This window comes from Kribbella sp. NPDC031520, from assembly GCF_055580825.1.
On sequence record NZ_JBVIKS010000007.1, the window covers coordinates 19,894 to 36,874 of the forward strand.

The following is a 16,981-nucleotide window of genomic DNA, read 5'->3' on the forward strand; positions in this document are numbered from 1 at the left end:
AGCATCGGGTGCATACCGGTCCTTCACAGGTTCTTCACGGCCGCGGCGGCACGCTCCACTGCCATGAAGAGAACAGCATTGGCCGTCATCGCGGTCCTGGCGCTGGCCGGTTGCGGAAACGACAAGGCTCCGGTCGCGTCCGATCAGAACAGCGGCAAGAGCCCGCTCGCGGAGTACATGGGCGACGGATTCGTCAGCTCGTCCGGTGGCGGCACGTTCCGGATCGCGACCCGGGCCGGTGGGGCGCAGCAGCCGTCCGAGGAGGACCTGGCCAAGCAGCGCAAGGTCGAGGACGCGACCGCCGCCTGTATGAAGGCGGCCGGGTTCGAGTACGTCGCCGTACCGCCGCAGCAGAACGCGAAGGGCAAGTTCAACGACGCGTTCAACCTGCCGCCGGACAAGTTCGCCGCGCAGTACGGGTACGGGGTCAGCACGATCGACTGGTCGAAGGCCGGCGACGACGACACGAACCCGAACACCAAGATCCGCAACGCACTCTCGCCGGCCGCGCAGAAGGCGTACGACAAGGCGCTGAACGGGCCGAACGCGAATGGGAACGGCTCGGTCGTGATCCAGGGCAGCGGCGGCGGTCCGAGTACGGGCGGCCAGGAGGACCTCGGCTGTCGCGGCAAGGCGGTCAAGCAGGTGTACGGCGACAACAAGGGCGCCGTCGACTTCAAGAAGTTCGACAGCCTGTTCAAGGACATCCAGGCGCTGCAGAAGCGGATCGACGACGACCAGCGGGTCGTGGACGCGACCACCGCGTGGACCGACTGCATGGCCGACGCCGGGCACGCCGGGTACAAGAAGGTCTCGGATCCGCGGGACGAGATCCAGCACAAGCTCGACGCGCTGACCGGTACGCAACCGCCGGCCAAGGGTGGGCCGGCGAAGGGCTTCACCGGCCCACCGTCGTTCGACAAGGTCGACGCGGCCAAGCTGTCCGACCTGCGCAAGCTCGAGATCGCGCTCGCGGTTTCGGACCAGAAGTGCAAGGCCAAGGGGTACGACGACGCGTACAAGAAGGTGCAGTACGAACAGGAGAAGGAGTTCGTCGACCAGCACAAGGCCGAGCTCGAGGCGTACCGCGACGAGATGGCGAACCGGTGACCGCTTCGCCCAAGTCCCGCCGGCGGGTGCTGGTGAGCGTGGCCGGGGTGGCCGTCGTCTCGCTCGGGATCGGGGTCGCGGCGGGCAGCCGGATCAGCTCACCGGAGGACGCGGCGGCGAAGACCGCGCCGCCGTCGGCCTCGCAGATCACCGTTCCGGTGGCGAAGAAGGTGCTCTCCAGCAAGGTGGTGGGACGGGGTGACGCGTCGTTCGACGGTGCCGTCAACATCCGCGTCGAGACGAGCGGGCTGACCACGCCGGCGATCGTCACGGGCAAGGTACCGGCGGTCGGATCGACGATCACCGAGGGCAAAGCCCTGCTCGAGATCACCGGGCGGCCGGTGATCGGGTTGGCCGGCGTACTGCCGATGTACCGGACCTTGTCGCCGGGGAGCAAGGGACCGGACGTGCTGCAGCTGGAGCAGACGCTCGATCGGCTCGGGTACGACCCGGGCACCGTTGACGACGAGTACACGCTGGACACGTCGGCGGCGGTGGAGAAGCTGTACGAGGCCGCCGGGTACGACGCGCCGGAGCCGGATGAACGGTTCACGCAGGCCGTCGACCAGGCGAAGAAGCAGGTCGACGCCGCGAAGAAGCAGCTCCGCCAGGCGCAGTCGCAGCTCAAGGCGGCCAAGACCGCTCACGCCAAGGACACTACGGTCCAGCAGGGCGCCGTGGACGACGCGGAGCAGAACCTGTCCGATGCCAAGACGAGCCTGAACGATGCCGAGTTCAAGGCCGGTACGCCGCTACCGGTGTCGGAGGTCGTCTACGTGAAGACGCTTCCGCGCCGCGTCGACGACGTGAAGGTCGAGCGCGGCGGGACCGTCAACGGTGTCGTGATGTCGGCGAGCGGTGCGTCGCTGGTCGTCACGGTCAAGGTCGACGCGGAGACGGCGCAGCGGTTGAAGGCCGGGATGGCGGCCTCGCTCGATGTCGACGGTACGCCCGTCGCGGCAAAGGTACGGCGGGTCTCCAAGAACGGTACGCAGTACGACGTCGTGGTCGCGCCGAACGCGTTGACCGCGAGCCAGTTGGCCGTACTGCGGGACGCGAACGTGCGGGTGACGATCCCGGTGAAGAGCACCAGCGGCAAGGTTCTCGCCGTACCGGTGGCCGCTCTGTCGTCCGGGTCGGACGGCGCCTCGCGGGTCGAGGTACTGCGGAACGGGCAGGTGGAGCTGGTGCCGGTGACGGTCGGGCTGTCCGCGGACGGGTTCGCGCAGGTGACGCCGAAGGGCGACGCGAAGTTGTCCGAGGGCGATCAGGTGGTGGTCGGGAAATGAGTACCGCAGTTGCTCTGCCGGCGCCGGTGGTGGAGATGATCGGGGTCCGGCGATTCTTCCCGGGACCGCCTGAAGTGCGGGCGATCAAGGGGATCGATCTGACCATCGGGCAGGGGGAGTACCTGTCGATCGTCGGGCCGTCCGGGTCCGGGAAGTCGACGTTGCTGCATCTGCTCGGGTTGTTGGACAACCCAACGGACGGGGTCTACCGGTTGGACGGCGTGGACACGATGAGCCTGCGCGAGCGGCGGCGCGCCGTACTGCGTGGGCAGCGGATCGGGTTCGTGTTCCAGTCGTTCCATCTGCTCGACCATCGGACCGTACTGGAGAACGTCGCGCTGTCGATGGTGTACGTCGGGGTGCCGCGGCGGGAGCGTCTGGCCCGGGCGCGGGTCGCGCTGGAGCGGGTCGGACTGGCGCATCGGATGGAGTTCGCGCCGACCACGCTCTCGGGTGGGGAGCGGCAGCGGGTGGCGATCGCCAGGGCACTGGTCGCGGAACCGAGCCTGCTGCTCGCCGACGAGCCCACCGGAAATCTGGACAGTATGAACGCGGAGGCGATCCTGCAGGTGTTCGACGAACTGCATACCGAGGGCATGACGCTGGCCGTCATCACCCACGACGACAACGTCAGCCGCCGGGCCCAACGCCAGGTGCGCATCGTCGACGGAACCCTCCAGTGGTAACCCAAGCAGGCCTCCCGGACCCGACCGGCGGGCCGTCCACGTCGCGTCGACGCCGGCTCAGGTCCCGTCCAGCGGTAAGAGATCTGCTGGACGAGGCACTGGCCGGTGTCGCCGCTCGACCTACTCGACTCATCCTCACCACGCTCGGGACGGTGCTCGGGGTCGCCGCACTGGTGGGGACCGTCGGGCTGGGGCAGACCGCCGCCGGGCAGATCACGCAGCGGTTCGACCTGGCTGCTGCTACCCGGGTAGTGGTGGAACCGGACGACAACGGCGGTCAGGAAGGAGAGGCGGCGACCCAACTTCCGTGGGACGCCCCGGCCAGGATCCAACGCTTGAACGGCGTCGAAGCAGTCGGCACCGTCAGCAACCTGGAGATCGGCTCGGACCTCGTCCAGAACGTGACCGGCCTGGACGACGGGTCCGGCAAGGCGCTCCCGGTGATGGCCGGATCGGCCGGTCTCTGGGATGCTGTCCGCGCGGTGTTGAAGACCGGCCGGTTCTTCGACGACGGCCACGACCGCCGCGCCGACAAGGTGGTTGTCCTGGGCAAGCATGCCGCGGAACGCCTCGGTATCAACCGGGTGGACGCGCAACCGGCGGTGTTCATCGGCGACGAGCCGTACACGGTGATCGGCATCCTCGACTCGGTCAGCGGCCGTGCCGAGCTGAACGACGCACTGATCATGCCGAACGGCGCCGCACGGCAGGCGTACAACTTGGAATCACCCGACGCGGTCGAGATCCGTACGGCGGTGGGCGCCGCGCAACTGATCGCCCAGCAGGCCCCGATCGCCATCCAGCCGAACGACCCGAGCACCTTGAGCGTCGACGCCCCGCCCAAGCAGGGCGCCGTACGCAAGGGTGTCGAGTCCGATCTGAACGCGCTGTTCCTGCTCCTCGGCGCAGTCGCACTTCTCGTCGGCGGCCTCGGTATCGCGAACGTGACGCTGCTGTCCGTCCTGGAACGCATCTCGGAGATCGGTCTGCGCAGAGCGTTGGGCGCGGCGCGAAGACACATCGCCGTTCAGTTCCTGGTGGAGAGCGTGATCGTCGGCTTCCTCGGCGGGCTACTCGGTACGGCGGTCGGCGTGATCCTGACCGTCAGCGTGTCCTGGATCCGTGACTGGACGCCGATCCTGGACAACCGGCTCGCGTTCGGTTCGCCCTTCCTGGGCGCGTTCATCGGACTCGTCGCCGGTACGTACCCCGCCTGGAAGGCCTCCGCCATCCAGCCGATCACCGCGCTGCGAGGCACGTGAGTACAGCACGGCGCTGATCGCGAAGCCGACCACGATCAGCGCGAGCACTGGGTACGACTTCCCGCTGGCGGGCAGGATCGCCGCGCCGAGTGCGGCCGCCGAGACCTGCCCGACGTTGTAGATCATGTCGTAGAGCGCGAAGACGCGGCCGCGGTACTCGTCGTCGACACCCGTCTGAACGAGGGTGTCGACGCTGATCTTGATGCCCTGCGCGCAGAACCCGGTGAGGAACCCGCCGATCACCAGCGCGGGCTTGGTATAGAACCCGATCGGTACGGCGCTCACGACCGCGGCGCCGGCGAACAACCAGGTGATCCACCAGTGCAGCGACAGCACGCGCGTACCCCACGGTGTGATCAGCGCGGCGACGAACAACCCGGCGCCGACCGCACCGGTCGCGATCGCGAGTGCGCCGAACGCCTCGTTGAGCTGACCGGGGCCATAGAAGTAGTTGCGGTACAGCAGGATCATCGCGACCGTCATCAGCCCGAAGAAGAACCGGAGCGACCCGATGGCGAGCAGGCCGAGCGCGGGCTGCCGGCGTTCGCGCAGGTGCCGGCCGCCGTCGAGCAGGCCGGTAGCGATCGTCCGGAGCGCCTCGAGGATGCCGGGTTCGTCGCCCTTCAGGTCCGGGCCGAGCTGGTCGCGGCGGAGCCTCAGCGCGAGAAGGGATGCGGCCGTGTAGATGATCACGGTCAGCCCGAGGACGGCGAGGTCCGAGTCGGCGAGCAGCTTCAGGCCGGCGCCGATCCCGCCGCCGATCAAGAAGGACGCCGTACCGGACGTGGGCGTGACCGCGTTCGCCATCACCAGCTCGTCGCGCTCGACGACGTGGGGGAGACCGGCGGACAGTCCGGAGAGCAGGAAGCGGTTCACGCCGAGGGTGAGTAGTACGGCGAGGTAGAACGGCACCCCCGCGCTGTCGGCGGCGACGATCGCGCCGATGCCTACGACGAGCGCCGCGCGGGTCAGGTTCGCGCCGAACAGGATCTGCCGGCGCGACCAGCGGTCCAGGAGTACGCCGGTGAACGGGCCGAGGATCGAGTACGGCAGCAGCGACACCGCGAACAGCCCGGCGATTGCAGCCGCGTCCGGCGCCCGCTCAGGCGAGAACAGCACGTACGACGCCAGTGCGACCTGGAACACCCCGTCCCCGCACTGCGACGTCAGCCGAACCGCGAACAACCGCCGGAAGTCCCGCCGCTGCAACAGCGTCCAAAGATCCCGGATGAACCGCACGCCTGCACTGTAGCCGCGCTAGTGCTTGAGGCGCTCCGCTGCGGTGTCGCCGCGCTTGCCCACCGGTACGACCCCCTGGACGCGGCCGAGCCCGAGGAGAGGCATGTTGCCGTAGATCGTCTCCGTGTTGCCCGCGGGTACGACGTACGTCTCGTGCCAGATGCCGACGGCGCCGCCCTTGTAGGAGTTGCGGAAGAAGTCGACCCAGGAAGGACGGTGCTTCCGGCCGGCGTCGTTCGCGAACCCCTGGAGCTTCTCGACCGACTCCCAGTACTGCACGAGCGTGACACCGCGCCACGACGGCAAGGTCCGGAAGCCGAGCAGCCCGCTCTCCTTGTCCTTTGACAGCTCCTGCAACATCGGCCCCATCGCCCGCACCACCGGCAGCCACTCGCGCACCTTCAGCACCGAATTGACGCGCACTCCGATCAGGAACACCACCAGTTCCCCGTCGTACGCCGCCGACTGCCGCCCCTCGATCACATCACCCATGTCCATCCCCCTCACTCGTCAGGAGATAGTTCACCACGGCCAAGGGCTGTCCGAGCATCGGAAAATGCGCTCCCGGCACCTCGTCCGGCATAACCCGAGCCGCTCCCAGGTCACCCGCCGCAGAAACTGCGCGGGAAACAACAGGTCGTCCCGCGCCTCACTGCCCGCGTCGGGACCTCCGGCCACACCTCGAAGGCACACGGATCGTTCATCGGCCCGTCCGACTGCGTCCGCAACCGCCGCCGCGCCTCCGCCGCGAACGCCGGTGGCAGATCGTCGAAGAACGTGTCCACGTCGTCCTCGACCCAGGCGTATCCGGTGTTGCCCCACCACTCGCTGACCCGTTCGCCCGAAAGGCCATCCCCGACGCGTCGCAGGGCGGCGACGACGCCGTACCGGAGTAGTGTCCCGTGAGCATGGAGCGTGACGCGTACCCGCACCACCTGGCGATCACGCTGCGGTGGAAGGACAACGACGTCTACGGGCACGGCAACAACGTCGAGTACTACAGCTTCTTCGACACGGTCATCAACGACTTCCTGATCCGCTCGGGTGGGCTCGATATCCACGGCGGGGACGTGATCGGGCTGTGCGTGGACTCGCAGTGCACGTTCAAGCAGCCGCTCTCGTTTCCGGGGGTCGTGGACGCGGGGTTACGGTGCGGTCAGTTGGGTAATTCCAGCGTGCGGTACGAGATCGGCTTGTTCCGGGAGGATTCGGACAAGCCGGCGGCGGTCGGGCGGTTCGTGCACGTGTTCGTCGACCGGGCGGATCGGCGGCCGGTGCCGGTACCCGAACGGATCCGGGAAGCGCTCGAAGGGATCACGCGATGATCGTGCGCGGCGCCGTACTGCGGGAGATGGGCCTGCCGGCGCCGTACGCCGACTCGCGCCCACTGCGGATCGAGGAGTTGGAGCTCGCGCCACCCGGCCCGGGCGAACTGCTGATCCGGATCCGCGCTACTGGCCTGTGCCACTCGGACCTGTCCGTCATCGACGGCTCCCGCCCCCGCGTGATGCCGATGCTCCTTGGGCATGAAGCCACCGGCGAGGTCGTTCAGTCCCGCGCCGAAGGGTTCGCCCCCGGCGACGTGATCGCCTGCGCCTTCGTCCCCGCCTGCGGGACCTGCGCCCCCTGCACCGAAGGCAGAGCCGCCCTCTGCGAACCAGGCGCCGCTGCCAACACCGCAGGCTCGCTGTTGTCGGGTGCGCGCCGCCTGGCGGGTAGCGGACAGGGTGAGGTGCACCATCATCTGGGCATTTCCGGGTTCGCGGATCATGCGGTGATCTCGGCGCGTTCGGCCGTGAAGATCGACCCGTCGCTCCCACCGGAGATCGCCGCGTTGTTCGGCTGCGCCGTCATGACCGGCGTAGGCGCCGTCGTCAACACGGCTCAGGTCCGCGCGGGCCGCAGTACGGCGGTCTTCGGACTAGGAGGCGTCGGGCTGTCGGCGTTGCTCGGCGCCGTGCTCGTCGGCGCGAACCCGATCGTCGCGGTCGACGTCGTACCAGCCAAGCTCGACCTGGCCCGCGACCTCGGCGCGACCGCGGTCGTGGACGCCCTCGACCCAGACGCGGTCGAGCAGGTGCGGCACGCGACAGCCGGCGGTGCCGACTACACCTTCGAAACAGTCGGCAGCGCCAAGGTCCTCGAACAGGCGTACGCGGCAACCAAACGCGGCGGCACCACGATCACCGTCGGGCTACCGCATCCGTCGCAGTCCTTCAGCGTCCCCGCCGTCAGCCTCGTCGCCGAGGAACGCACCGTGAAGGGCTCGTACCTCGGCTCATCGGTCCCGTCCCGAGACATCCCGAGGTACGTCGCCCTGCACCGGGCCGGCCGCCTCCCGGTCGACCGCCTGCTCTCGGCAACGATCGGCCTGGACGACCTCAACCGCGCCTTCGACGACCTCGCCGCCGGTGCGTCGATCCGTCAGGTGTTGCTCTTCTGAAGGTTCTCGGCTGCCTTCGCGAACGTGACATCGTTCCGGTCGCGCGCCTCGTCGGTGTAGTTGTCACCGAAGAACTCCGCCGTCGCCACCGGCCGGATCTCGAGCAACCCGGACGTCTGGGGATCTCCCATCCCCTTCGCGTCGGCCGCGATACACCGCCAGCCCCACTCGATCGCCTCCTCCCGGGACGCGACCTCGATCAGGCAGAACCCGGCGATCAGCTCCTTCGTCTCGGCGAACGGCCCGTCGATCACCCGCCGTTTGCCCTCGTCCAGCTGCATCCGGAACCCGTGCGAACTCGGCAGCAACCCGTCGCCCGCGAGCAGTACGCCTTTCTCCGCCATCTCGGCCATCACCAGGCCCATCGCGGTCAGGCCCTCTTCGCTCGGCGGCTGCCCTGCCTCGGACTCGGCGTTGCCCTTGAACACCATCATGAACCGCATCGGAACCCTCCCAAGTCGGCGTTAAATCCCGAGACGAATCTATACACCGGTGGGGACCTTCGGGCAGGCTACGCACAGTACGTTCGCGTACACCGTTCGTGAAGATGTCAAGTGAGGCACGCCGAAGTACCCGAGGAGTCCCCGCCCGATGCCAACCCGCCCCCGCCGGATCGGTGCCTTCGCTGTCGCCGGCGTCGTCGCCTTCGGAGCGCTCGCTGTCGCGCTCGGCAGCCAGGCCGACGCGAAGCAGCCCGCCCCACTCCCCATCGACCAGTTGCTCGGCCAGGAGCAGCAGGGCCAGGCCGCACTCGGGCGGATCCAGTCCCGTCTGACCGAGGTCGCCGCGAAGAACAAGCTCACCACCGAGCACCTCCGGCAGATCCTGAGCAGCGACAAGACCGCGTGGCTCGACCAGGGCGGCCGGCTGTTCTACCGCGAACCGGTCGCCACCGCGCCTGAGCGTAAGGCGGACGCCGCGGCGTCCCCGCGCTGGGCGACGACGGCGACCGCGGCCGCGACCGGTCCGGCCTTCGAACTCCACAGCAAGCCCGGCTCGAACCGGGTCGTCTACCTCGACTTCACCGGCCACACGATCACCGGCACGGCGTGGAACCAGAACGGCAAGCCCGCGACGGTCAACGTCACGCCGTACGACACCGACGGCAACACCAGTAACTGGAGTACGGCCGAGCAGGACGTCGTACACGATGTCTGGGCTCGCGTCGCCGAGGACTACGCGCCGTTCGACGTGGACGTGACCACGCAGGAGCCGACCGCCGCCGCGATCGACCGGTCCGGGACGTCGGACCAGCAGTACGGCACGCGCGTCGTCATCGACCCGACCACCTGGTACCAATCCAGCTGCGGCTGTGGCGGGGTCGCGTACGTCGGTGTGTACGACAACACGAGCCAGCACGCGTACTACCAGCCGGCGCTCGTCTTCACCAAGGGCGTCGGGACCGGTGCGAAGAACATCGCCGAGGCCGCCGCGCACGAGGCGGGCCACAACGTCGGCCTGTCGCACGACGGGACCTCCTCCGTCGGGTACTACGCGGGGCATGGTGCGTGGGCGCCGATCATGGGCGTCGGGTACTCCAAGGCGATCAGCCAGTGGAGCAAGGGCGAGTACTCCGATGCCAACAACAAGGAAGACGACTACGCGGTCATCGGCCAGAACGGGCTGACCCTGCGGGCCGACGACCACGGCAACACCACTGCTACTGCCGACCCGCTGACGCTCGGCGCCGGCGTGAAGGGCGTGTACGAGCAGGACACCGACGTCGACATGTTCCGGATCGACCTGCAGGCCGGCACGTACAAGTTCGCCGCTGACGCGGCCGCGTCGGGCGCCGACCTGGACATCAAGCTGCAGCTGCTGGACTCGTCCGGCGCCGTCCTAGCGACCGCCAACCCGGCGTCCGGTCAGTCCAACGCCTCCACACCGACCGGCCTGGGTGCGAGCCTCAGCCGCCAGGTCACTGCCGGCCGCTACTACCTACGCATCGAAAACTCCGGCTACGCCAACCCACTGAACACCGGCTACTCAACCTACGCCAGCCGCGGCACCTACACCGTGCACGTAACCCCCGCCTAACACCTACACCACCCGGCACCTGCACCACCCGGCACCTGCACCACCCGGCACCTGCACCACCCGGCACCTGCACCACCCGGCACCTGCACCAGTCCGGACCTGCACCAGTCCGGACCTGCACGAGTCCGGACCTGCACCAGTCCGGACCTGCACCAGTCCGGACTTGCACCACCCGGGCACTGCTCCACCGGGTACTGCACCACCCGGGCACCTGCACCACCTGCGCCACCCGCCACCCCGGACCTGCACCACCCGGGACCTGTGCCACCGGGGCCGTCGATCCCACCGAGATCGACGGCCCCGGGTTTTGGATCCGCCCGCCCGGGGGGCTTGGGCAGCATGTGTCGTCTCGTTAGATGGCGCGGGCGAGTGGGGCGGTGAGGGCTAGTGGGGCGATCTCCACGCCGTCGAAGCGCCAGCCGTTGGGGGTGCGGCGGGCGGTGTAGTGGTGGACAGCGGCGGCGATCTCCTCGGTCATGTCGTCGCGGACGAGGACCGCGACGTCGTTCGCGCGTACTACCGCGGTGTCGCCGTCGATCTCGATCACCAGGTTGGACTTGTTGTGCAGCGTGCGCGCATAGGCGTCGTGCCCTTTGCGTGCGATCTGGATGAGCGCCTCGATCCCGGTCGCCTCGCCCCGGAGGGACTTGACTACGACGTCGTCGGTGAACAGTTGGTCGGATTCGTCGTACCGGAGCTCGTCCAGCCACAGGCTGTGGCGCGCTACGAGCTCGGCCAGCTCGCTGCGGTCCAAGAGTTCGCGAAGGTCGGTCATGATGCACTCCTGAAATCGTTAGGAAGACTAATGTTGGCGCCGCCAATCAATGTAGATCGTTAGTCCGACTAACGCAAGAGGCGTACGCTATGACCATGCAACCTGCCGACCTCACCCCGAAGACGGCCTGACGGAGACGGCCTGACATGGACGACGACCTGCGGTTCGACCACGGCAACCAGACGCCCGAACGCCTCAAGGCGCAACTGTCCCGCCTCGTCGGCATGACCGCTGCCCAGGCCCAGCGCATCTCGGCCGACGCCCTCCGCGCGATCGGCGCCCACAAGGACCACTTCGTCGTACTGGCCGCCCTCGAGGAATTCGGCCCCGCCAGCCAAGCAGCGGTCGCCGGCCGCGCCCGCGTCTACAAGAGCGACCTGGTCGCCGTCCTCAACACCCTGTCCGACGACGGCCTGATCAGCCGCGCCCCCGACCCCGACGACAAACGCCGCAACACCATCACCATCACGCCCGCGGGCCGCACCCGTCTGGCCGAGCTGGACGCCGTCCTGGCCGAGGTCAACAACTACATCACCGCCCCGCTGACCCCCGCCGAACGCACCCAGCTCTTCGCTCTCCTAACCCGAATAAACACTCACCTCGCTAATCCAGTGGAATGAGATGGCGCGCCGCCAGTTGCGCCAGCGCGGCAGCGTTGTCGGCGAGTACGGCGTCGTCGAAGCGAACGATGCTGGAGTGGTTGGACGGCGCCTCCGCCGCGGTGACGTCGTCAGGGCGAGCACCAACCATCGTGAACGCACCGGGCACCTCGCGCAGCACCATCGAGAAGTCCTCCGCGCCCATCAACGGGTTCGCCAGCTGCTGCACTCGTTCCGCACCGAACAGACCGGTGAGCACCTCGGTCGTCTCTGCCGTACGCTCGGCGTCGTTCACCGTCACCGGGTATTGCGGATTCAGCTGCGCGTCGACCGTGCAGCCGTGCGCCGCAGCGATCCGTTCCGCGAGCGCGGGCAGGTCACGTGTCAACTGCTCCAACCTCGCGTCGGACAACGTACGCACGGTTGCACCCAGCCGGGCCGTGTTCGGTATGACGTTGATCGCCACGCCGGCCTCGAGCTGCGTCACGGTGACCACCACCGGATCGAACACGTCGACCCGCCGCGTCACGTACGCCTGCAACGCGAGCACGAGCTCCGCGACGACCGGCACCGGATCGATCGTTGTCGACGGCATCGATCCGTGGCCGCCCTTGCCGTGCACAGTGATGTGCAGCTGGTTCGAACTCGCCATCATCGTCCCCGGCCGCAGCTGGAAGATCCCCTTCGCGGCCTGCGCCCAGACGTGCAGGGCGTACGCCGCGATCGGTTTGTAGCCGGCCGCATCGAGCAGGCCCTCGCGGAGCATGTACCCGGCGCCGCCGAGCCCTTCCTCGCCGGGCTGGAACATGAAGATCACGTTCCCGTGCAGTTCCTCGCGATGCGCGCTCAGCACGCGTGCTGCGCCGACGAGACCCGCGGTGTGCAGGTCGTGGCCGCAGGCATGCATGTTGCCGTTCTCGGCGGCGTACTCGAGCCCGGTCTCCTCGACCACCGGCAACGCATCCATGTCGCCCCGCAGCAACACAGTCGGCCCCGGAGCCCCACCGCGTAGAACTGCCACCACGGACGTCACCTCACGCCCGGTGCTGACCTCCAACGGAAGACCAGCCAGCGCATCCAGCACGACCTGCTGGGTCCGCGGCAACACCAACCCAACCTCAGGCTCCCGGTGTAACACCCGCCGCAAGTCGACCAACCCGGCCAGCAGCCCAGCACCCTCACCAACGAGATCCACCAACGCTCCTCTCGACCACACCGTTGTCGTCACGTCATCCACACTGTCGCGTCACCGTACCCGTCCTGGCCACGCCGTCCGCCCCAGGCCAGAAGCCCGGTCGCCTCGGCATCCGGTAGAGCTGTCAGGCCGTGCGTGTCAGACCTCCTCGTGAGCCGGCTGGATGGTGGGGACGAGCAGGCGACAGCGTTGGCCGGGAGCTGGTTGTCGGGCTTGCAACCCCGGACAGGGCTACTTGGCGGGCTGTCGGCGGTAGGTGGATCGCGTTGGACGTGTACGCGGACTCGGCGGTCCGGATCTCGTGGTCCAGGTGGGTGAGCAGGTTCTCGGCGGTCAGGCGGGACTTGGTTGCGGCTAGGTCGGGTGGGGTCAGTTCGTAGACGTCCAGGTGGCTGAGGCCGGAGCGGAGGATGGACTCGAGGCGGGAGCGGGTTTCGGCGCCGGGTGCTTCGAGGTCGGGGAGTCGGCTGGAGTTGTAGACGAGGTCGACCAGCAGCGCGAACTGGTCGGCTGCGGTTTGGCGGTTGAGGTCCTGGATGACCTGGCCGGCGGGCAGTCCGGTGCGGGTCTCCAGGTCGGCTGCCAATTCGCGGACAGCAGGGACGAAGGCGGGGTAGTAGCCGCCGGAGCGGACCGTGTTGATGCCGGGGGCAACTTTGTCGATGCCGAGGCGGTTGATGTACTCGTCGAGGTGGTCCTGCGCCCAGGCTTCGGTGACGCCTTCCTCCAGTTGGCGGCTGCCGGGCTTGATGAAACCGTCGCGGGCGGCCTCCTGAGTGGCGCCGGACGGGCCGAGGAAATGGGCATGCTCGTGGAGCAACGTGGCGAGGGCCTCGCGGTAGGCGAGCAGGGTCGGGGGAGATTGGTTCTCGCCTGCGTGTTCGTACAGTTGGTGGATGGGATCGAGGATCACCTCGTTGTCGAGGTAGAGCGTGCCGTCCCAGTGCGCCAGGCCGAGCATGGCGCCCGACGTACCGACGACGCGTCCGTTCCAGGCGGACTGGTCGGCGCCGGCGAGCTCGCGGGCCGTTTCGCCGCTGACGGTGAGCAGCTCGCTGACAGAGGTGGGCGCCAGCAGAGTCGCGGTCACGAGCGCATCGCGATCGCGAGCCGGACGAGCGAGTCGGCCGTGCGTCGGTACCGCGCTTTTTCGGCCGGATCGTGTGCGGCGGCGGCGAGCCGGCTGAGCTCGGTGATCAGCCAGTCGTTGCGGGCTTGGCGTTGGGCATGGCGGTCGGCGCTGGTCGTCGTACCGGTCGAGTGCTCCATGGGTTGTCCTCCCGAGTTGTGAATTCGGCGGAGAACATACGGAGATCGGCGCCGTTTCTACGGGGGACTTTTGGAACTGTGGATAACCAGGCCGCTAGAACAGCGTCGGCGGCTCGGCCTCGACGGGCTCGGGGAGGGGAGCGAGCGTCGGCACGGCGGCGGCAACGGTCGCGTGGAAGCGGCGGGCGAGGTTGAGCGCCTCGACGTTGTCCGGGGTGTGCAGGAAGATCGTCGGCGAGCGTCCTTCGGCGATCCAGTTGACGACCAGGTCGACGAGGTACGACCAGCCGTCGACGGTCTCGTCCACGGAGTCGCGGCCGATGTAGCGGACGATCGGATGAGCTGTCAGCGCACGGGTCCGGCGGGCGACCCGCGGCTTCTTCATCCACGCGTCGCGTTCGGCGAAGCTGGTCGGGCGGCGGGCGAACAGTGTGCCGGTGTCGAACGGGATCCACTCCGCCTGGGCTCGCGCGAGCACCCGTTCGAGGTTCGCGGCGGCCTGGGGATCGTCGAAGAACGAGCGATGCCGGACCTCCACGGCGTACCGATGATCGGCGGGTGCCTTGTGGAGAAAGGCGGCGAGCGTACCGAGGTCGGTGGGGGAGAAGGCGGCCGGCAGTTGGATCCAGACGGCGTGGTTGCGCGGACCGAGCGGCTCGATCGCGCTCAGGAACCCGCGGAGCTCGGCGTCGACATTGGTGAGCCGCCGTTCGTGCGTGATGACCTGCGGCAGCTTCACGACGAACCGGAAGTCGGGCGGCGTCTGCGCAGCCCAGTTCTCAACCGCCGACCGGGACGGCGTCGCGTAGAAGGTCGTATTGCTCTCCACCGCGTTGCACCACGACGCATACGCCCTCAATTTGTCCCGCGAAGGCTGCGGCCATGCGGCATGCGTCCACTGTGCGCATCCGACGTGCAGCAGCATGCCTACAACCTTCGCACGTACTGCCGACACACATGCACCCGCCCGAACCGCTCCCGCATCACGGCCTCACTCGAGGAGTCGCGTTGCCAGGCCGCGGCGCTGGTGGTCGGGGTGTACTGCGAGGACGGCGATCGTCGCGCGGTCCGGGAAGAGTTCGACGTCCATCAGGGCGACGATCGTGTCGTTGTCGACGGCCACCAGGCGGTGGGCCGGGTTGTCGAACGCGGGGCGCTCGACCTCGACATCGTCGAAGTACTCGGTGCCGAAGAAGCTCAGCAGGCGGCAGCGGAGCCAGCCGGCCGCGTCGGAGTCGTGGTACTCACGGATCTCGGTCATCCGGCGTCATGATGGCACGCCGCCCGGCACCCGGCGAGGGTGCGGGCGGCGCCCAATCAGAACGCGTTCAGCGGTCGACCTCGCCGCGGATGAATTTCTCGACGAGGTCGCGGCAGACGTCGTCGGCGTACTGCTCCGGCGGCGACTTCATGAAGTACGACGACGCGGAGAGGATCGGGCCGCCGATGCCGCGGTCCTTGGCGATCTTCACCGCGCGGATCGCGTCGATGATGATGCCGGCCGAGTTCGGGGAGTCCCAGACCTCGAGCTTGTACTCCAGGGACAGCGGGACGTCGCCGAAGTTGCGGCCCTCGAGCCGGATGAAGGCCCACTTGCGGTCGTCCAGCCAGGCGACGTAGTCCGACGGGCCGATGTGCACGTTGCGGGGCTCGATCTCGTCGCGCAGCTGCGACGTGACGGACTGGGTCTTGCTGATCTTCTTGGACTCCAGCCGCTCGCGCTCGAGCATGTTCTTGAAGTCCATGTTGCCGCCGACGTTCAGCTGGTACGTACGATCCACGGTGACGCCGCGGTCCTCGAACAGCTTGGTCAGCACGCGGTGCGTGATGGTGGCGCCGATCTGCGACTTGATGTCGTCGCCGACGATCGGTACGCCGGCCGCGGTGAACTTGTCCGCCCACTCCTTCGTACCGGCGATGAACACCGGCAGCGCGTTCACGAACGCGACACCCGCGTCGATCGCGCACTGCGCGTAGAACTTCGCCGCCTGCTCCGAACCCACCGGCAGGTAGCAGACGAGGACGTCGACAGCAGCCTCACGCAGCGTCGCGACGACGTCGACCGGCGACGCGTCCGACTCGGTGATGGTCTCCCGGTAGTACTTGCCGAGGCCGTCGAGGGTGTGACCGCGCTGCACCGTCACGCCGGTCGGCGGTACGTCGCAGATCTTGATCGTGTTGTTCTCGCTGGCGCCGATGGCGTCGGCGAGGTCCAGGCCGACCTTCTTGCCGTCCACGTCGAACGCGGTCACGAACTCCACGTCGCGGACGTGGTAGTCACCGAACTGGACGTGCATCAGACCGGGGACGCGCTCTTCCGGCTTCGCGTCGCGGTAGTAGTGCACGCCCTGGACGAGCGAGCTTGCGCAGTTGCCGACGCCGACGATCGCCACGCGGATCGAGGTCATCTGGAATCTCCTTGGATAGGCGGATGGTGCTGGTCGTGGGGCCGTTGCTGCCGCCGCTCGCCGTCGATCAACTCGTTCAGCCAGCGGACCTCGCGCTCGGCCGACTCCAGGCCGTGCCGTTGCAGCTCGAGGGTGTAGGCGTCGACCCGCTCCGCCGTCCGGCTCATCGCCGCCCGGAAGTTGGCCAGCCGCTCCTCCATCCGGGCCCTGCGGCCCTCGAGGATGCGCAACCGGGTGGCCGGATCGGTCCGGCCGAAGAACGAGAAGCGGACGCCGAAGGTGTCGTCCTCCCAGGCCGACGGACCGGCTTCGTGCATCGCGTGCGCGAAGTAGTCCTTGCCGTCGGCGGTGATCGTGTAGACGATCTTGGGCCGGCGACCCGACTCCGGCGTCCCGGGGTCGGCCGTGATCAGCCCGTTGCGGAGCATCGCCTTCAGACACGGGTAGAGCGAACCGAACGACAGCACGCGTCCCCACCCGAACTGGGCGTTGACGCGCTTGCGGAGCTCGTAACCGTGCATCGGCGCTTCGTGCAGCAGACCGAGTACGGCGAGCTCCAGGACCCCACTGCGGTTTCCCATGAGCCACCTCCCTCGGTCTAGTTTGTCATGACGTGATGTATCGGCTCGATACATCGTGGTGCCACTGTAAGCAGGCCCGATGCCTGTG

19 protein-coding genes are annotated in these 16,981 nt (G+C 68.2%); 8 read left to right on the forward strand and 11 right to left on the reverse strand.

The window, feature by feature from the left end:
• Window positions 1-63 precede the first annotated feature (63 nt).
• From ACZ5BU_RS32565 to ACZ5BU_RS32580, 4 genes are read left to right on the forward strand one after another with little or no spacing between them, the layout of a single operon-like run.
• Window positions 64-1,110: a hypothetical protein gene (locus tag ACZ5BU_RS32565; protein ID WP_465704289.1), complete on the forward strand. Its 1,047-nt coding sequence runs from the start codon at window positions 64-66 to the stop codon at window positions 1,108-1,110.
• Window positions 1,107-2,399, forward strand: coding sequence for a peptidoglycan-binding protein (locus ACZ5BU_RS32570; RefSeq protein ID WP_465704290.1), 1,293 nt, complete (start codon window positions 1,107-1,109; stop codon window positions 2,397-2,399). Before ACZ5BU_RS32565 ends, ACZ5BU_RS32570 begins: the two co-directional genes overlap by 4 nt.
• Entirely contained in the window at window positions 2,396-3,085 is a 690-nt protein-coding gene (locus tag ACZ5BU_RS32575) for an ABC transporter ATP-binding protein (RefSeq protein WP_465704291.1), read from the forward strand. Before ACZ5BU_RS32570 ends, ACZ5BU_RS32575 begins: the two co-directional genes overlap by 4 nt.
• The gene (locus ACZ5BU_RS32580; protein ID WP_465704292.1) at window positions 3,079-4,347 is read left to right on the forward strand and encodes an ABC transporter permease; all 1,269 of its coding nucleotides are present in this window, start codon (window positions 3,079-3,081) and stop codon (window positions 4,345-4,347) included. The genes ACZ5BU_RS32575 and ACZ5BU_RS32580 overlap by 7 nt, the downstream gene beginning before the upstream one ends.
• A gap of 1,257 nt (window positions 4,348-5,604) precedes the next feature.
• On the opposite strand, the gene ACZ5BU_RS32585 is transcribed toward ACZ5BU_RS32580, so the two are convergent.
• Together ACZ5BU_RS32585 and ACZ5BU_RS32590 are read right to left on the reverse strand one after the other, a co-directional pair.
• Window positions 5,605-6,078 (reverse strand): DUF4188 domain-containing protein, encoded by a 474-nt coding sequence (locus tag ACZ5BU_RS32585; protein WP_465704293.1) that lies wholly within the window; start codon window positions 6,076-6,078, stop codon window positions 5,605-5,607.
• Between the two features lie 110 nt (window positions 6,079-6,188).
• Window positions 6,189-6,518, reverse strand: a complete 330-nt coding sequence (locus ACZ5BU_RS32590; protein ID WP_465704294.1) for a hypothetical protein — start codon at window positions 6,516-6,518, stop codon at window positions 6,189-6,191.
• Here ACZ5BU_RS32590 and ACZ5BU_RS32595 point away from each other — a divergent pair.
• On the forward strand, window positions 6,495-6,911 hold the full coding sequence (locus ACZ5BU_RS32595; RefSeq protein ID WP_465704663.1) for an acyl-CoA thioesterase: 417 nt from the start codon (window positions 6,495-6,497) through the stop codon (window positions 6,909-6,911). The two genes, ACZ5BU_RS32590 and ACZ5BU_RS32595, sit on opposite strands and share 24 nt — an antisense overlap.
• Window positions 6,908-8,029 (forward strand): zinc-dependent alcohol dehydrogenase family protein, encoded by a 1,122-nt coding sequence (locus tag ACZ5BU_RS32600; protein ID WP_465704295.1) that lies wholly within the window; start codon window positions 6,908-6,910, stop codon window positions 8,027-8,029. The genes ACZ5BU_RS32595 and ACZ5BU_RS32600 overlap by 4 nt, the downstream gene beginning before the upstream one ends.
• On the opposite strand, the gene ACZ5BU_RS32605 is transcribed toward ACZ5BU_RS32600, so the two are convergent.
• Window positions 8,011-8,472, reverse strand: a complete 462-nt coding sequence (locus tag ACZ5BU_RS32605) for a YciI family protein (RefSeq protein WP_465704296.1) — start codon at window positions 8,470-8,472, stop codon at window positions 8,011-8,013. The genes ACZ5BU_RS32600 and ACZ5BU_RS32605 overlap by 19 nt on opposite strands.
• A gap of 148 nt (window positions 8,473-8,620) precedes the next feature.
• Between ACZ5BU_RS32605 and ACZ5BU_RS32610 the strand changes: the two genes are divergently transcribed.
• Window positions 8,621-10,066, forward strand: a complete 1,446-nt coding sequence (locus ACZ5BU_RS32610; protein ID WP_465704297.1) for a M12 family metallo-peptidase — start codon at window positions 8,621-8,623, stop codon at window positions 10,064-10,066.
• A gap of 352 nt (window positions 10,067-10,418) precedes the next feature.
• Here ACZ5BU_RS32610 and ACZ5BU_RS32615 read toward each other — a convergent pair whose 3' ends face one another.
• Window positions 10,419-10,841, reverse strand: a complete 423-nt coding sequence (locus ACZ5BU_RS32615) for a nuclear transport factor 2 family protein (protein WP_465704298.1) — start codon at window positions 10,839-10,841, stop codon at window positions 10,419-10,421.
• A 146-nt stretch (window positions 10,842-10,987) separates the two neighbouring features.
• Between ACZ5BU_RS32615 and ACZ5BU_RS32620 the strand changes: the two genes are divergently transcribed.
• Entirely contained in the window at window positions 10,988-11,461 is a 474-nt protein-coding gene (locus tag ACZ5BU_RS32620) for a MarR family winged helix-turn-helix transcriptional regulator (protein ID WP_465704299.1), read from the forward strand.
• Here the strand turns inward: ACZ5BU_RS32620 and ACZ5BU_RS32625 are convergent.
• The 7 genes from ACZ5BU_RS32625 to ACZ5BU_RS32655 all read right to left on the reverse strand — a co-directional run bounded on the left by ACZ5BU_RS32625 (window position 11,445) and on the right by ACZ5BU_RS32655 (window position 16,893).
• The gene (locus ACZ5BU_RS32625; RefSeq protein WP_465704300.1) at window positions 11,445-12,635 is read right to left on the reverse strand and encodes a M20 metallopeptidase family protein; all 1,191 of its coding nucleotides are present in this window, start codon (window positions 12,633-12,635) and stop codon (window positions 11,445-11,447) included. The two genes, ACZ5BU_RS32620 and ACZ5BU_RS32625, sit on opposite strands and share 17 nt — an antisense overlap.
• A 124-nt stretch (window positions 12,636-12,759) precedes the next feature.
• Window positions 12,760-13,725: a hypothetical protein gene (locus ACZ5BU_RS32630; RefSeq protein WP_465704301.1), complete on the reverse strand. Its 966-nt coding sequence runs from the start codon at window positions 13,723-13,725 to the stop codon at window positions 12,760-12,762.
• Entirely contained in the window at window positions 13,722-13,904 is a 183-nt protein-coding gene (locus tag ACZ5BU_RS32635) for a hypothetical protein (RefSeq protein ID WP_465704302.1), read from the reverse strand. Before ACZ5BU_RS32635 ends, ACZ5BU_RS32630 begins: the two co-directional genes overlap by 4 nt.
• Before the next feature lie 94 nt (window positions 13,905-13,998).
• The gene (locus tag ACZ5BU_RS32640) at window positions 13,999-14,829 is read right to left on the reverse strand and encodes a DUF72 domain-containing protein (protein WP_465704303.1); all 831 of its coding nucleotides are present in this window, start codon (window positions 14,827-14,829) and stop codon (window positions 13,999-14,001) included.
• 66 nt (window positions 14,830-14,895) lie between these two features.
• Window positions 14,896-15,165 carry a GNAT family N-acetyltransferase gene (locus ACZ5BU_RS32645; protein WP_465704304.1) on the reverse strand — a complete coding sequence of 90 codons (270 nt, stop codon included), beginning with the start codon at window positions 15,163-15,165 and terminating at the stop codon, window positions 14,896-14,898.
• Window positions 15,166-15,232: 67 nt separating this feature from the next.
• Entirely contained in the window at window positions 15,233-16,312 is a 1,080-nt protein-coding gene (locus tag ACZ5BU_RS32650) for an inositol-3-phosphate synthase (RefSeq protein ID WP_465704305.1), read from the reverse strand.
• The gene (locus ACZ5BU_RS32655) at window positions 16,309-16,893 is read right to left on the reverse strand and encodes a helix-turn-helix transcriptional regulator (RefSeq protein ID WP_465704306.1); all 585 of its coding nucleotides are present in this window, start codon (window positions 16,891-16,893) and stop codon (window positions 16,309-16,311) included. The genes ACZ5BU_RS32650 and ACZ5BU_RS32655 overlap by 4 nt, the downstream gene beginning before the upstream one ends.
• Window positions 16,894-16,981: the final 88 nt, after the last annotated feature.

Coding starts and splice junctions, on each gene's coding strand:
- ACZ5BU_RS32565 (WP_465704289.1), top strand. CDS start 64: ATGAAGAGAACAGCATTGGCCGTCATCGCGGTCCTGGCGCTGGCCGGT.
- ACZ5BU_RS32575 (WP_465704291.1), top strand. CDS start 2,396: ATGAGTACCGCAGTTGCTCTGCCGGCGCCGGTGGTGGAGATGATCGGG.
- ACZ5BU_RS32585 (WP_465704293.1), bottom strand. CDS start 6,078: ATGGGTGATGTGATCGAGGGGCGGCAGTCGGCGGCGTACGACGGGGAA.
- ACZ5BU_RS32595 (WP_465704663.1), top strand. CDS start 6,495: ATGGAGCGTGACGCGTACCCGCACCACCTGGCGATCACGCTGCGGTGG.
- ACZ5BU_RS32600 (WP_465704295.1), top strand. CDS start 6,908: ATGATCGTGCGCGGCGCCGTACTGCGGGAGATGGGCCTGCCGGCGCCG.
- ACZ5BU_RS32605 (WP_465704296.1), bottom strand. CDS start 8,472: ATGCGGTTCATGATGGTGTTCAAGGGCAACGCCGAGTCCGAGGCAGGG.
- ACZ5BU_RS32610 (WP_465704297.1), top strand. CDS start 8,621: ATGCCAACCCGCCCCCGCCGGATCGGTGCCTTCGCTGTCGCCGGCGTC.
- ACZ5BU_RS32615 (WP_465704298.1), bottom strand. CDS start 10,841: ATGACCGACCTTCGCGAACTCTTGGACCGCAGCGAGCTGGCCGAGCTC.
- ACZ5BU_RS32620 (WP_465704299.1), top strand. CDS start 10,988: ATGGACGACGACCTGCGGTTCGACCACGGCAACCAGACGCCCGAACGC.
- ACZ5BU_RS32635 (WP_465704302.1), bottom strand. CDS start 13,904: ATGGAGCACTCGACCGGTACGACGACCAGCGCCGACCGCCATGCCCAA.
- ACZ5BU_RS32640 (WP_465704303.1), bottom strand. CDS start 14,829: ATGCTGCTGCACGTCGGATGCGCACAGTGGACGCATGCCGCATGGCCG.
- ACZ5BU_RS32645 (WP_465704304.1), bottom strand. CDS start 15,165: ATGACCGAGATCCGTGAGTACCACGACTCCGACGCGGCCGGCTGGCTC.
- ACZ5BU_RS32650 (WP_465704305.1), bottom strand. CDS start 16,312: ATGACCTCGATCCGCGTGGCGATCGTCGGCGTCGGCAACTGCGCAAGC.
- ACZ5BU_RS32655 (WP_465704306.1), bottom strand. CDS start 16,893: ATGGGAAACCGCAGTGGGGTCCTGGAGCTCGCCGTACTCGGTCTGCTG.